The 14590-nt window shown below is 60.9% G+C and carries 9 protein-coding genes; 5 read left to right on the top strand and 4 right to left on the bottom strand.

The genetic code is table 11. From position 1 onward, the window contains the following. Positions 1-80 precede the first annotated feature (80 nt). A complete protein-coding gene (locus ACEW8G_RS05515; protein WP_373487438.1) occupies positions 81-2570 on the bottom strand; it encodes a TonB-dependent receptor in 2490 nt (829 codons plus the stop codon). Between the two features lie 377 nt (positions 2571-2947). Here ACEW8G_RS05515 and ACEW8G_RS05510 point away from each other — a divergent pair, with 377 nt between their 5' ends. Then, positions 2948-3997 (top strand): CaiB/BaiF CoA transferase family protein, encoded by a 1050-nt coding sequence (locus tag ACEW8G_RS05510; protein ID WP_373487437.1) that lies wholly within the window; start codon positions 2948-2950, stop codon positions 3995-3997. Positions 3998-3999: 2 nt separating this feature from the next. On the opposite strand, the gene ACEW8G_RS05505 is transcribed toward ACEW8G_RS05510, so the two are convergent. Next, complete coding sequence (locus ACEW8G_RS05505; protein ID WP_373487436.1) at positions 4000-4632, bottom strand: hypothetical protein; 633 nt, start codon at positions 4630-4632, stop codon at positions 4000-4002. 265 nt (positions 4633-4897) lie between these two features. Then, complete coding sequence (locus tag ACEW8G_RS05500) at positions 4898-5821, bottom strand: glutaminase (protein ID WP_373487435.1); 924 nt, start codon at positions 5819-5821, stop codon at positions 4898-4900. 99 nt (positions 5822-5920) lie between these two features. On the opposite strand from ACEW8G_RS05500, the gene ACEW8G_RS05495 reads away from it, so the two are divergent. From ACEW8G_RS05495 to ACEW8G_RS05480, 4 genes are all read left to right on the top strand, one after another. Further along, positions 5921-6907, top strand: coding sequence for a bile acid:sodium symporter family protein (locus ACEW8G_RS05495; RefSeq protein ID WP_373487434.1), 987 nt, complete (start codon positions 5921-5923; stop codon positions 6905-6907). A gap of 23 nt (positions 6908-6930) precedes the next feature. Further along, positions 6931-7920, top strand: coding sequence for a radical SAM protein (locus tag ACEW8G_RS05490; RefSeq protein WP_373487433.1), 990 nt, complete (start codon positions 6931-6933; stop codon positions 7918-7920). Positions 7921-8008: 88 nt separating this feature from the next. After that, positions 8009-9334, top strand: coding sequence for an ABC1 kinase family protein (locus ACEW8G_RS05485; protein WP_373487432.1), 1326 nt, complete (start codon positions 8009-8011; stop codon positions 9332-9334). A gap of 179 nt (positions 9335-9513) precedes the next feature. Then, complete coding sequence (locus ACEW8G_RS05480; RefSeq protein WP_373487431.1) at positions 9514-12075, top strand: TonB-dependent receptor; 2562 nt, start codon at positions 9514-9516, stop codon at positions 12073-12075. Positions 12076-12247: 172 nt separating this feature from the next. Here ACEW8G_RS05480 and ACEW8G_RS05475 read toward each other — a convergent pair whose 3' ends face one another. After that, on the bottom strand, positions 12248-14512 hold the full coding sequence (locus ACEW8G_RS05475; protein WP_373487430.1) for an SPOR domain-containing protein: 2265 nt from the start codon (positions 14510-14512) through the stop codon (positions 12248-12250). Between the last annotated feature and the right edge of the window lie 78 nt (positions 14513-14590).

Raw genomic sequence — 14590 nt, 5'->3', positions numbered from 1 at the left:
TGCATTGATGTTCAATGTCATTGGTCACTTAGGCCGAAATGCTTAAGTCCGCAGACACTGTCTCCCATCAATGATGCGTATCAATATTTGGCCCGCAGCGTGATGCCGTACATGCGAGGCTCTTCAATAAAGCCGATGCGCGAGCGCGTACCCGCACCGCCGCGCAGTGGGGTGTTGGCGGTGATGCCGCGCGTGATTTCGTCATTCAGGTTGGTGCCCCACAGTTCAAAGCTGAACCGGTCATCCGGGGTAGTAAAGCCCAGCCGCGCGTTCATCTTGAAATAGCTGTCCTGAATATCGAGTGGGATCGGCAAGCCGTTGGTGTCCAGCGGCGATGTGCTGGTGCGCCTGTCGTCCGAATAGGCGATGTTGAAATTGGCCAGCATCTTCCAGCCGGAATCGGTGATCTGGTTATCATAGGTGATGCCGAACACCCCGGTCAGCTTTGGCGCATTGGTGAGGTCCGCCCCGCACAGGCTGCGCACTGTCTGCAAGGTCGCCGCGTTGCCGGTTACGCCGACCGCACAATTGCCCGGATAGCGCGCATCGGCATAGGTCACCGCAAGGTTGACTGAAATGCCCGAATCGAACTGTCCGAACATTTCAAGCTCTGCCCCGGTCGATTTGGCCGCCCCGACATTGAAGGTCTGGAACTGGACCCCGGTGAATTCAAGCACCTGGAAATCGGTCATCTCCATGTGGAACAGCGCCAGATTGGCGCGGATGCGTCCGTTGGCGAAGGTGGTCTTGATGCCAGCCTCATAAGCATCGACTTTTTCAGAGTTGAACCGCGGGTCTGCACCGTTCGCGGCGGCGGCAGGGTCAAGGTTGAACCCCCCCGATTTGAACCCGCGGCTGAAGCCTGCATAGGCAAGGAAGCCATTGTTGCTGTTATAGGCGAGCTGCGCGGTATAGGTCAGTTCGTCATCCTTGAACCGCAGATCATATTCGCGCGGCAGCGGCAGGCCGGGGATGGTGCTGGCGAGCACCGTGCCGCCAGTGCCTGGCACGGTAATCCCCACCGAGGTTGAGAACGGGAAGCAGGTCAGCCCCAGCGCCCCGGCGCGCAACGCCGCAGGAATGGTCCCGGCGATCACACCATTGGTGATCGCCTGACACGCTGGTGACGATGCCGCCAACTGATCGAAGCTGCCGTCCTTTTTCTCGTCAACATAGCGCGCGCCGAGCGTGAGGCTGATGTTGTCGGTGAAATTGATGACGTTGTGGGTGAAGATCGAAAAGCTCTTTGCTTCTTGCTGGAAGCGGTTGATGGCGAAATTGCCCGCCGCATTGACCGGTACCCCGCCATTGCCCAGCGCTGTCAGCGCGAACAGCGGATTGACCCCGGCGACATTGGCGAAATTGCCCGCGCTGACCGCGCGCTGATAATCGGCGCCCAGCGTCAGCGTCTGGATTTCATCAATGCTTTCATCCGAATAGTAAGCGCCGACAAGAAAATCGAGCGCATCGTTGAATGCGCTGCCCTGAAAGCGCAGTTCGTGGGTCATCGTCTTGATCGGGCCGCCGTTGCTTGGCGTTGTCGGGGCTGCGGTCGATCCCGCGCCAGAGCTGAACACATTCAGCCCGACGAAATCGGATTCCTGATCCGATGACGCCTCAAACCGCCGATACGAACCGATATAGGTCATCTGCGCGGGGCCGAAATCCCATTTCAGCTCGCCGGAAAAGCCATATTGCTCGGTGTCATTATTGAACTGCTGGCTGTTGGTGCGCCGCCGCACCAACGCATCACGACCGAACGCGTCAACCCCGTCGCTCGCCAGACCGTGGAAGGCAAAGAACGGCTGCAGCTCGGTTTCGCGCACGATCACCGCGTCGCAGCAGTTTTCATTCGCCTCGGCATAATCGCCGATCAGCCGAATGCTGATATCGGGCGAAGGCTCCCACAGCAGCTGCCCGCGCACAATGAAGCGGTCACGGTTGCCGCTTTCGGCACCCGGTACGATGACACTGCGCAGATAGCCGTCGCGCTTGCGATAGGCCCCTGAGAGGCGGATCCCCAGCTGATCGGTTACCAGCGGCAGGCTGACCCCGGCCTGGACGTTGAAAAAGTCGAAATTGCCGTAAGTCGCATTGGCAAAGCCCTCGACCTTGCTGAGGTCAGGGCGCTTGGTGGTGAGGTTGAGTGCACCTGCCGAAGTGTTGCGGCCAAACAGCGTCCCTTGTGGGCCGCGCAGAATTTCCAGCCGCTCCAGATCGAGCAGATCGCCCAGCGCGATGCCGGGGCGTGATTGGTAAACGCCATCGATGAACACCCCGACCGAGCTTTCGAGCCCCGTGTTGTTGCCGGTGGTGCCGACGCCGCGGATGCGGATCGATGTGCCCTGGCTTTCGGTTTGTGATGACTGGATGTTGAAACTGGGTGAAATCGATGTCAGCGCCTTGATGTCCTGCACATTTTGCCGATCGAGCTGTTCGGGACTGACAGCGGTCACAGCGAGCGGGATGTCCTGCACATCGGCGGCGCGCAGCGTGGCGGTAACGATGATGATGTCGCGGTCGGGCGCATCATCGCGTTGCGTATCCTGCGCCATGGCGATCGATGTCATTGAAACAGTGCAGAGCAAGCCCGCAACGGGCTTCAACAAAGTGCGCATCCTCTTCTCCCACAAGCAAAGCATAGTGTTGCTTTTGTGTCTCAAGCGATCTTTGCCGCTTTGAGCACAATCAGAAAATTGTCACAAACGCTGAACCAATGCAATTTTTTTGTGTCGTTGGCGCGAAATACGAACGCGCTGAAATCGTCGAGTCCCGCAGAAATGCGCGCTTGTGCATTGCAACACGCGGTTGACGCTACGGAACCTGTTAATCAGACGATTAACTGCGGCGTTGCAACATGCGAACTTGCCGTTTGAGGCTTGCATTCATGCCACACCGCGATACCGTCGCGCCCTTAACCGATCAATTAAATTGAAAGTGACACGATATGCCAGGCGCATTGCACGGGGTGACCATCATCGAACTGGCGGGGATTGGCCCTGCCCCATTCGCCGCGATGATGCTCGCCGATCATGGCGCGCGCGTCATCCGGATTGAGCGCGCATCCTCCCGCCAAATGGTTGGCGATGCCGGCAACCGCGACATCCTCAACCGCAATCGCGAAGTCATCGCGCTCGACCTCAAGTCCGAAGATGGCGTCGCGCAAGTCCGCGCGCTGGTTGTAGAAGCCGACGGGCTGATCGAGGGCTTTCGCCCCGGCGTCATGGAGCGGCTGGGGCTTGGCCCCGATGTGCTGCTGGCCGACAACCCGAAACTGGTGTTCGGCCGGATGACAGGCTGGGGTCAGACCGGGCCATATGCGCCTTTTGCTGGGCACGACATCAACTATATCGCGCTTTCGGGCGCGCTGCACAGCTATGGCCGCGCGGGCGACAAGCCCACGCCGCCGGTCAATGCGGTGGGTGATTTCGGCGGCGGCGGCATGATGATGGCATTCGGGATGCTCGCGGGCATCCTGTCAGCGCGCAGCACCGGCAAGGGCCAGGTGATCGACTGCGCGATGACCGACGGCGCGGCAATCCTGTCGGCGATGACCTATACGTTTCTCGCCAACGGCCAGTGGCGCGACGAACGCGGGGTCAACCTCCTCGATACCGGCGCGCATTTCTACGACACTTATCAATGCGCTGATGGCAAATACATCTCGATCGGCTCGATCGAACCGCAATTTTATGCGCTGCTGCGCGATAAGGCCGGGCTCGACGATCCGGCGTTTGATGCGCAGATGGACCCGCGCCAGTGGAGCGCGCTGAAGGGCAAGCTGACCGCATTGTTTCTCACCAAAACCCGCGACGCTTGGTGCGCCATCATGGAACACACCGACATCTGCTTCGCCCCGGTGCTAAGCCTGCGCGAGGCCCCCGAACACCCGCAGAACAAGGAGCGCGGCACGTTCGTCGAGGTGGATGGCGTGCTGCAGCCCGCGCCTGCGCCAAGTTTCAGCGCGACGCCTGCGGATGTGCCGAGAATGGGGTGAGCTCAGTTCTCGCCATCTGCCTTGGCTTCAAGTAGCCACGTGACAACGAACCTTTCAAAATCTACATATGGCAGTGCATCGACGTCAAAGTCGAGGGCCTGTGCAAGCGCGGGGAGATCGTGATTGAAACGATGGTAGGCGCGTATCAGATTACGTCCGCTCGGTAGCTTTCGCCGCGAAACATTTGCCAGCCAATTACGAGCCTCATTGATCGCGAGCGACGGATCGTTGCTATGCGCATGAATATCCATTCCTGCGAGATCAGAAATAAATCTTTGATACCGATACTGCTCTATATCAAAGATTATCAGTCTCTTGTCCTTTTGTAATTTCCCGCCATAGCGCTTGGCACCCAAAAAAATACCAAGCTCCACTGGCATGTTGAATCTTGGCAAAAGAAACACATTATCAAGCTCTGTACGCGACAGGTCAAGAATTCCATAACGACATTGCTCAATAATGGCATACAGTTTATCGAGCCGCGCTTGTCCGCCATCGTCCAGCTCGCGCGCAGATCGTGGCCGGAAACCACAAGCATAAATCGTAAAAATTAACGCGTTGAATATTGCATTGAACTGGTGATCAAACGGACAATTGATAAATACGTCGTCCGTTGAAGTGCGTTGTTGTGTCACCAGCAGCTATTTGCTCTGATCAGCTAGTACAGTTTTGACCACGGCATTGGCATTCTTTATCGACACCGAACCCTGTTTAGATGCTGGCCTTAATACATATTGCCCTGTCACTGCGCTGCGCCCCAGCACCAAATCTCTGTGCTTGGCAAGCAACGCGCGTTTCGATGCAGACTGGTTCGATTTCATATGAGAAATATGGCCATATGGCGTGAAAAAAGCAAGCGGCATTGATCAATATCACGCGTGATACCGAAACCGCTCTTGCTCAAACAAACACACTCCATCCCGTCGCCTCGACCAGCTCTTCCAGCGCCACCGCGCCGACCATTGATGTGCCCGCTGCATTCAGCCCCGGCGACCAGGTGGCGATAACGCCGTGGCCGGGCGCGACCGCGAGGATGCCGCCGCCGACGCCGCTTTTGCCGGGCAGGCCGATGCGATAGGCGAAATCGCCGCTGTTGTCATAATGGCCGCACGACATCATCACCGCGTTGATCCGGCGGCAGTATTCGCGGGAGACCATCTGTTCGCGGGTGATCGGGTCGCGGCCATCGAAGGCTAGGAACAATGCCGCGCGCGCCAGCTGGCGGCAGCTCATCCGCACCGCGCACTGGCGGAAATATGCGCCGAGGCTCTCCTCCACCGAATTGTTCATATTGCCGAACGACGCCATGAAATAGGCGAGCGCCCGGTTGCGCGATCCAGTGGCGGACTCAGATTCTGCCACTTCCTCGTCGATCTTGATCGTCTCGTCGCCCGAAAAGCGCCGCAGCCGCGCGATCAGTTCATTGACCACCGCATCGGCGCTGCTGGCGGCAACCAGCATGTCAGTGATGACGATCGCGCCTGCATTTATCAGAGGGTTACGCGGAATACCTTTTTCATTTTCAAGCTGAATGATGGAATTGAATGCGCTGCCGCTGGGTTCGCGACCAACCCGATCCCAAACACTCTCACCAAACCAACGTAAAGCCATGGAAAGCGTAAAAACTTTTGAGATTGACTGGATCGAGAACGGCTCATGGCTGTCGCCCAGCGTCAGCATCTCGCCGCTGCCCAGCACCACCGCCATGCCAAACTTGCTGGGGTCAACCCTCGCCAGCGCAGGGATGTAATCGGCGACCTTGCCGCTGCCGATGTGCGGCGCGGTCGCAGCCTCAATCGCTGCCAAAACCGGTTTCCAGTCCATCCCCGCGCCCCTCATTGCTCAACGGTCTTGTCGCATCGCTTCGGGCGGCAAGCAAGCCGTTGCGCTGGCTGGGCGAAGCGGGCAATGGCTGTGCTGCCCATGTCGCTTCTCTCCCGCCTGATCCCCGACCGCTTTGTGCTCGTGCTGCTGCTTACCGTCGCAGCCGCTGCGGTGCTGCCGGTACGCGGCGCGGCGGCGGTTTATGCTGGGCACGCGGTGTCGGTGGCGATCTTCATGCTGTTCTTCTTGCATGGCCTGCGCCTGCCCCGCGCCGAGGTGATTGCCGCGATGCGCAACTGGCGATTGCAGGGCCTGATCTTTGTGTTCGTTTTCGGCCTGATGCCGCTGGTCGGGCTGGCAGCGACATTTGCGCAGCCGTCCTTCATGCCCGCCGGATTAATCGTCGGACTGCTGTTTCTCGGTATCTTGCCTTCCACCGTCCAGTCGGCGATCAGCTATGCGTCGCTGGCGGGTGGCAACATCGCGGCATCGGTGATGGCGGCGGCGCTGCTTAACCTGTCCGGCATTTTCATGACGCCCGCGCTCGTGGTGCTATTGATCGGCGCGACCGGAGGCGCGGACATCGGCGCGGACACGGTGCTGCGCATCGTCGCGATCCTGCTGCTGCCGTTCGTGCTCGGCCAGATTGCACAAGGCTGGCTGCGTGGCTGGGCGATGCGCAACAAGGCGCTGCTGACCTTTCTGGACCGCTTTGCCATTGCGCTGGCGGTCTATGTCGCGTTCTGCTCTGCGGTCGCCGGTGGACAGATGGCAGCGCTTAGCTGGACGGTGCTCGGCATCCTCACCGGCACCATCGCTGTGATGCTCGCCATCGCAATGGTCGCGGCCTGGGGGCTGGGCGGATTGCTGCGGTTGCCGAGGCCCGACCGCATCAGCCTGCTGTTTGCCGGATCGCACAAGAGCATCGCCACTGGCGCGCCGCTGGCCGCGATCCTGTTCGGGGGGCCGCAGGCGGGGCTCATCATCCTGCCTGTGCTTTTGTATCACCAATTACAGCTGATCGTTTCGGCACCGCTCGCTTCGCGGCTTGCCAAGCCCCGGTCAGAGCAGATATCGAGCGATTGACGCTGCCCGCCAGCAGCACACCGATGGAGCCCTTTATCGCCACACAGCCCAATCTCGCCGCCAGCCCGTTTGCGCTGGACGCCGCGCAGCCGCTTGATCCGAAAAAGTTCCGCGATCCCATGGTCACCGCGAAAGGCGAACCGCGCGCATCGGTCGTGATGACGGGGCTTACCACCTTGTGGTTCAACACCGGCACCTTATGCAATTTAGCCTGCAAGAGCTGCTACATCGAAAGTTCGCCGCGAAACGACGCGCTGGTCTATATCAGCCTGGCCGAAGTGACCCAATATCTCGACGAAATTGCGGCGCACGGCCTGCCAACGCGCGAGATTGCGTTCACCGGTGGTGAGCCGTTCATGAACCCCGAACTCATCGCCATCCTCGATCTGTGCCTGTCGCGCGGGTTCGACACGTTGGTGCTGTCAAACGCGATGCGCCCGCTACGCCGTTATGAAGCCGCGCTGCTCGATCTGCGGGCACGCCACGGGCGCAAGCTCACAATCCGTGTCAGCCTCGACCACTACAGCCAGGCGGTCCACGAGGCCGAACGCGGACCAAACAGCTGGGACAAGGCGATAGCTGGTCTCAGATGGTTGAACGACAACGGCTTTGCCATCGCGGTTGCGGGGCGGCATCTGGGCAACGAAAGCGATGCCGAGGCGCGCGCCGGATTTGCCGCATTGTTTGCGCGCGAGGGGCTGGCCATCGACGTGAACGACCCGCAGGCCTTTGTCATGTTCCCTGAGATGGACGCGACCGCCGATATCGCCGAGATCAGCACCGGCTGCTGGGATATTCTCAAGATCGACCCGGCGAGCATGATGTGCGCCAGCAGCCGGATGGTGGTGAAACACAAGGGCGCGGACCGGCCCACTGTCGCCGCCTGCACATTGCTGCCCTATGATCCGCAGTTCGACATGGGGCGCAGCCTTGTCGAGGCATCGCGCAGCGTCTCGCTCAACCACCCGCATTGCGCGCGATTTTGCGTGCTGGGCGGGGCCAGCTGTAGCTGAACCCCTCGTCATCGCGGCCACGCGCACCTACATGGGTAACGCAAGGCGTCTATGGTGACGCCAAGCCAGTGACAGGTGCTCGCGTCTTATGCTCCCCCCAAAGACCCGGTCCATCGGCAAGGCCGTCCCCAGCGGCCGCATCCAGCGCTTTGCCAGCTTTGGCAGCATGGCGGGTGGCGTCGCGGGGGGGATGCTGGTCGATGGCGCGAAGCAGTGGGCACAGGGCAAACGCCCCAGCGTCAGCGATCTGCTGCTGACCCCGGCCAACGCCCGGCGGATCACCGACAAGCTCGCCAACCTGCGCGGTGCAGCGATGAAGCTGGGCCAGCTGATGTCGATGGACACCGGCGATTTCTTTCCGCCCGAACTCACCGAAATTCTGGGCCGCCTGCGCGCCGATGCGCAACACATGCCGCAAGGCCAGCTGCGCAAGGTGCTGGAACACAACTGGGGGCGCGGCTGGGAAAAGCGCTTTGCCAGCTTCGGCTTCAAGCCGATCGCCGCCGCCTCAATCGGCCAGGTTCACCGCGCGCGCACCGTCGATGGCCGCGACCTGGCGATCAAGGTGCAATATCCTGGGGTGCGCCAGAGCATCGACAGCGATGTCGATAATGTCGCCTCGCTGATCAAGCTCTCCGGCCTGCTGCCTGCCGGGCTGGAGATCGATGCGATGCTTGAGGAAGCCAAGCGTCAGCTGCATGAAGAGGCCGATTATGAGCACGAAGCCGCGCATCTGACGAGCTTCGGCCAGCTGCTGGCGGGCGAACCCGACTATCGCGTGCCAGCGCTGCATGAGGATTTCAGCACCGGCGACATTCTGGCGATGTCATTTGATGAGAGCATCGCGGTAGAGGACACTGAGCATCTGCCGCAGGTGGACCGTGACCGGATTGCCGAACTGCTCGTCGGCCTGCTGATGCGCGAGCTGTTTGAATTCAAGCTGATGCAGACCGACCCCAATTTTGCCAACTACCGCTATGACCCTGCCACCCGGCAGCTGGTGCTGCTCGATTTCGGGGCGACCCGCCCGGTCACGCAGCCGGTGGCCGACGCCTATCGCGCGTTGTTGGGGGCCGGGCTGAAGAGCGACCGCGCGGCCACTCGCCAGTGGGCCATCACACTCGGCCTGATCCACCAAGACGCGCCGGAATCGCACAAGGATGCGGTGCTGGGCATGTTCGACACCGCCTTCGCGCCGCTGCGCACCGAAGGCTCGTTCGATTTTGCCTCAAGCGACACCGTCAACCAGTTGCGCGACGAGGGCATGGCGTTTGCGCAGCAACGCAGCTTTTATCACATTCCACCGGTCGACACATTGTTCATCCAGCGAAAGATTGGTGGGGTGTTCCTGCTGGGCAGCAGGCTGAAGGCGCAGGTGGGGGTTAATTCCATGATCCGCGCGCACGTTGTGTAGCGGCAAAGACGCCAGTCTCCGAACGGATCGTTGTAATTATGTCACGTAAATCCCGGAATCGCTGTTGATTCCGTGGTTTGTGATTGTCCTGCCCGGCCCGCGACCATAAGAACGATATAACGCGCGAGAGAGCTGGTTAATGTGCCTTCGCGTCAGCACTTTAGGGGAGTGAGATGTCCATGAAATTCACCGAAACACGCCTGAAATCGATTCTTCTTTCCGGCGCAGCCATCGGCACGCTCGCGATGCCGGGTGCAGCGCTGGCGCAAGATGCGGCGCAGGACGAAGAGAATTTTGAAAGCAACGTCATCATCGTCACCGCATCCAAGCGCGAGCAAACGCTGCAGGAAGTGCCGATCTCGGTATCGGTGACCACCGGCGAAACGCTCGAAAACGCGCAAATCCGTGACGTGCTGGATCTGCAGACGGTCACTCCCTCGCTGCGGGTCAGCCAGTTGCAGAGCGCGTCTGCCACCACGTTCATCATCCGCGGCTTCGGCAACGGCGACAACAACTTCGGCATCGAACCTTCGGTTGGCGTGTTCATTGACGGCGTGTTCCGCTCACGTTCGGCCGCTGCGCTGTCTGACCTTAACATGGTTCAGCGCATTGAAGTCCTGAACGGGCCGCAATCGACCCTGTTTGGCAAAAATGCGAGCGCCGGTGTGATCTCGGTCATCACCAAAGAGCCGCAATATGAATTCGGCGGCCAGGTTGAGGCCAGCTACGGCAACTTCAACGCACTGATCCTCAAGGGCGAAATTACCGGTCCGATCAGCGAGAACATCGCGTTCTCGGTGGACGGCAGTTACAACCGCCGCGATGGCTATGCCAATATCGTCAATCTTAATCAGGACGTTTCGGACCGCGACCGCTGGACGGCGCGCGCCCAGTTGCTGATTGAACCGAGCGCAGATTTCAAGATCCGCGCGATTGTCGATTATGGCAAGATCGACGAAGTGTGCTGTCTGGTTTCGACCCTGGTGGCCGGGCCCACCGCGCCTGCGGTGTTCGCGGTTGGTGGCGCACTCGACACCAACTTCTTCAGCTACAACACTTTCCTCAGCCAGGTGCCGCGCAACGAAGTCAAGAATTACGGCGGATCGATCCAGGCCGACTGGAATATTGGCGCGCTCACCGTGACCTCAATCACCGCCTATCGTGAACTCAAAAACTTCCTCGATCAGGATGTCGATTTCACCAGCGCCGATGTGGTGACCGAAACCCGCGACCAGGATGTGGAGACCTTCACGCAGGAACTGCGGATCTCGTCGGATTTCGATGGGCCGCTGAACTTCCTTCTGGGTGGATACTTTTTCGATGAGTCGATCACGCAGGACAGCCGCCTGACCACCGGTGCCGACACGCGGGCATTCTTCAGCCTGCTGGCGGGCAACCCGATGGTGTTCAACGGGGTCGAAGCCGGGCTTGGCCTGCCGCAAAATTCGATCTTCAGGCCCGGCCCGCTTACGGCTGAACAATTCGCGATGGACAACCGGTCGTGGTCGGTGTTCGGGACGGTCGATTTTGAGCCGGTTGATGGCCTCGTCTTTACCGCCGGGTTCAACTACACCGACGATAAGAAGGATTTCGCGCTTGCACAGCAGTCGTTTGATCCGCTGGCCAATATCAACTTGGTCGATGCCTTTATCGTTCAGGCCACGGGTGGCGGGGTCCGCAACCGTGCGGCATTCCAGGCGCTGCCAGCCGCCAACCAGCAGGCGCTGCTTGCAGCGGCGACCAATCCGGCAGTCAACCCGCTGCTCGGTCTGAGCGCATTCCAGTTCCAGCCGCCGTTCCTCAACCTGCCCAACGCAGTTGAGCCCGGCCGGACGCGCGACGACAAGCTGACCTATCTGCTGCGCGCGTCTTACGCGGTTTCGGATCGGGTCAATGTCTACGCCAGCTATTCGACCGGCTTCAAGGCGAGCTCGATCAACCTGTCGCGCGACAGCCGCCCGGCGTTTGGGGATTTCATTCCCGGCCCGGGTCGTTCGACCTTCGCAGCGCCCAACTCGCCCATCATCGGCGCAGGTCTGGCGGTGCCCAATCTCGGTACCGGTTCGCGCTTCGCCGGACCAGAAGAAGCGGAAGTCTACGAACTCGGCATGAAGGCCAGTTGGCCGGGACTGAGCGTCAACCTCGCGCTGTTCGACCAGACGATTCAGGGTTTCCAGAGCTTCCTGTTTACCGGCACGGGCTTCCAGCTCAACAATGCCGGCGAACAGTCGGTGAAGGGCTTCGAACTCGATACGACCATCACCCCCACCAGAGGGTTGGTGTTCACCTTTGCGGCAACCTATCTTGATGCCAATTTCGACAGCTTCACCGAAAGCCCGGTGGGTAATCTGACTGGCTTTCGTCCCGGCGGCATCCCGGAGTGGAGCCTCGCAACGTCGGCGACCTACACCCACGAATTCGGCAGCAGTGGCAACAAACTGCTGACGCGGATTGACTACAGCCATGAAAGCAATGTCGCGATCAACAACGGCTTGCCGACCTTCAACGGCCCAGTCAACGCGCGCCGCGACCTGCGGATCTTCCAGCGCGAAGTCAATCTTGTGAACGCGTCGATGATTCTGCAACTCGACAATGGGCTGGAGGTCGGCGTTTGGGCGCGCAACCTGCTTGACGATCAATACATCATCACGGTGTTCGATGGCGTCGCACAGGCCGGCACGGTCTCGGGTTACCCGAACCAGCCGCGCACCTATGGCGGCATTGTGCGCTTCAAATTCTAAGCCTGCTTGGAAAAAAGGCCGCAGCGGCGCAAGATCGCTGCGGCCAGATACAGGGGATCGGGGGGCCATGAGCCCCCCTTTTTTTGCTGCGATACAATTGACCCCACCCGTTTCAGCGAGGCGAACCTTTGCCCCTCTCATAAACGGAGAGGGGAGTGGTGATGGAACAGGCTCAACCGCCCAGCTTGGTGACCTGCTGGCCTTCTGAACTTGTGAAGGCAAAGGCCGAGAGCTTTTCTTTTGACAGCGCGTTGACGAAGGCCTGCGCTTCGCCTTCGCTGCCAAATGGGCCAGCAAGCAAGCGGTTGGTGGCATTAAGGGGTGTCCACCAACCCTGCTTGCCCTTGAATGCTTGCGGGGCGGCACCGGTCAGGCGTTTCCATTCCTTGGCCAGATCGGTGCGATTGGCGCCGCCAGCCACCTGCACCCAATGGCGCTTGGGATGCTTGGGCGGCTCAGGCTTCACGACCTTTTTGGGCTCGGGCTTTTTGGGCTCTGCTTTTTTGGCCTCAGGCTGCTTTGGTGGCGCGGGCTTGATCTTGGTCAAATCCACCGCGTCGGGATTGGCCACCGGTTCCTGCGGCATCGCCTTGATGTCGGGCATGATCGTGGCGAGGCTGATACGGCTGGCAAGCGGCTGTGTCGTCGCGGCTTGTTGCCCCGTTGGGGCGGCATCCGAAGGCACAGGTGTGACGCTTGCCGAGGCTGCAGCGGTGGGGGACGCAACCCGGGCGAGGTCAAAGCCGGTCGGACCGTTGACCTGCGGCGCGGGTGCGCCGGTGCCTGCCTGCTGGACCGGGCTGGCGGGAAGCGCGGCGATCTCATTTCTGGCGATCTCATTTCGCGTAACCGCGCGCGTGGTAACATCGGGCAGGCTGGCAAAGCCAGGGCGCACAGAATCGTTGCCCGGCGCCGAGGCGACGGCTGGCGGAATTGCCTGCACGGTGGCGCGTGTTGCCGGGGGCACGGTTGTGCCAGGCACAGCTTGCACTGTTGCACGGTCGGTTGAGGTCATCGCTGCACCGGGCACGGCCTGCACGGTGGCGCGCGCCGCTGATGCCGGTTCTGCCCCCGGCACCGCCTGCACCATCGCCCCTTGGGAGGATGCAGCAGGCACAGTGCGATAACCTTCGGGAACCGGTAATTGGCTGGCCCCGGCGATGCGCTGTACCTTGGCCGGGTCAATTGCAGCCAACTCCTCCTCCGCACGCCTGCGCGCCGCACCCGCTCCCCTGTCGACGCCGATCGCTTGCACGGTCGCTGGAGTTGCAGCGGCCATCGCCCGCGGAAGCGTTGGCGTTGGCGTTGGCGTAGATGTTGGTGCCGATGTCGCAACGACTGGTCCGGTCAGACGCGGCGGCGCGGGTAAAGGCGGCGCAGCGCTGGCCTTTAGCGCTGCAGCAGGCGCAGGCTGCGCGAGCGCCACCTGCGTTTCGCCACCGGTGGCCTTGCGACCCGGCCTGCGCCGCTGTGCCTTGTCAACTTTGACCGTCTTGCGGCCCCTGCTGTCGGCCGATGGTCCCAACGGGTCTCCCACCGGGATAAGCCCGGCATCGGCCCTGTTGGTGCGCGGACGCGGGGTGCCACGTGAGGCATACTGCCGGTTGCGTGGATCATCCTTGCCGATGGCGGCGGATTGCGGAAAGTGCCCGAAATGCGCGGCAGCTGCCTGCTGCGCCGGGGTAAGCCGCACCATGAACCGAAAGAACGGCTCAATCGACGCGGCCATCCGCTTGGGCATAGTCGCATCAGCAATCGAGACCGCACCCTCAACATCGCCAGTCACCGCGAGCACGAAAGCCCGGGTCCGCCACGCAGCGGCATCGCGTTTGCGCAGCAACGGATCGAGCTGCGCCTCGGCGGCGGCGCGATCCCCGGATATGCCCAGCGACAACGCATAACGCCGGATTGTCTCATCGTCGCTACCGCGCCGCAAAGCCAGTTCATAGTCGTTTTGCGCAGCATCGAAGTTGCCGACAAGATCGTAGGCAAGTCCGCGATCGGATGCGAACACAGTTTCGGCGACACCCAGCCGCTGAGCCTCATCGAACAGACGCAGCGCTTCATGCGGGTCTTCATTCAGCAACAAGGTCGATCCGAGCCCGGCCTTGATCCTGCCGTTGCGCGGGTCGATCTGGTCGGCGCGGACGAAAAAACCGATGGCGGCTTGCGGATCGTTGAGCAGCAGAGCGGCATGACCGGCATCAATGAGCGCATTGAGGTCCGATGAATCGGTCGCGAGTCGCATCAACGCGCTCTGCAGCTCGCGCGTGCCCTTAGGCTGCGCAACACTCAGCGATGAATAGCCCGAGCCTGCTTGCTCCGGCTCGTCAGGCCCCTCCTGTGCCAAAGCAGGTGCAGAAAACAGCGCGGTGCCGAGCAACAGGCTGGCAACGAAACGCCTGACCTGCCGGAAGTCTGAATTGATCTGTGTCATGGTTGACGTTTACGTCGCCCCTGGCGGCGGTGAATGCAAGCCGCAAAGTGGATCAGGCGCGCCAGAGCGTGGCGCGGC

This window comes from Blastomonas sp. (assembly GCF_041747255.1).
Lineage (GTDB): Bacteria > Pseudomonadota > Alphaproteobacteria > Sphingomonadales > Sphingomonadaceae > Blastomonas.
This window is presented reverse-complemented; position numbering and strand designations above follow the sequence as displayed.

What these genes read in the sequence shown, in the direction of transcription:
- ACEW8G_RS05515 (WP_373487438.1), bottom strand. Translation starts at nt 2,570, where the DNA reads ATGACATCGATCGCCATGGCGCAGGATACGCAACGCGATGATGCGCCC.
- ACEW8G_RS05495 (WP_373487434.1), top strand. Translation starts at nt 5,921, where the DNA reads ATGTCGCTTCTCTCCCGCCTGATCCCCGACCGCTTTGTGCTCGTGCTG.
- ACEW8G_RS05485 (WP_373487432.1), top strand. Translation starts at nt 8,009, where the DNA reads ATGCTCCCCCCAAAGACCCGGTCCATCGGCAAGGCCGTCCCCAGCGGC.
- ACEW8G_RS05480 (WP_373487431.1), top strand. Translation starts at nt 9,514, where the DNA reads ATGAAATTCACCGAAACACGCCTGAAATCGATTCTTCTTTCCGGCGCA.
- ACEW8G_RS05490 (WP_373487433.1), top strand. Translation starts at nt 6,931, where the DNA reads ATGGAGCCCTTTATCGCCACACAGCCCAATCTCGCCGCCAGCCCGTTT.
- ACEW8G_RS05500 (WP_373487435.1), bottom strand. Translation starts at nt 5,821, where the DNA reads ATGGACTGGAAACCGGTTTTGGCAGCGATTGAGGCTGCGACCGCGCCG.
- ACEW8G_RS05475 (WP_373487430.1), bottom strand. Translation starts at nt 14,512, where the DNA reads ATGACACAGATCAATTCAGACTTCCGGCAGGTCAGGCGTTTCGTTGCC.
- ACEW8G_RS05510 (WP_373487437.1), top strand. Translation starts at nt 2,948, where the DNA reads ATGCCAGGCGCATTGCACGGGGTGACCATCATCGAACTGGCGGGGATT.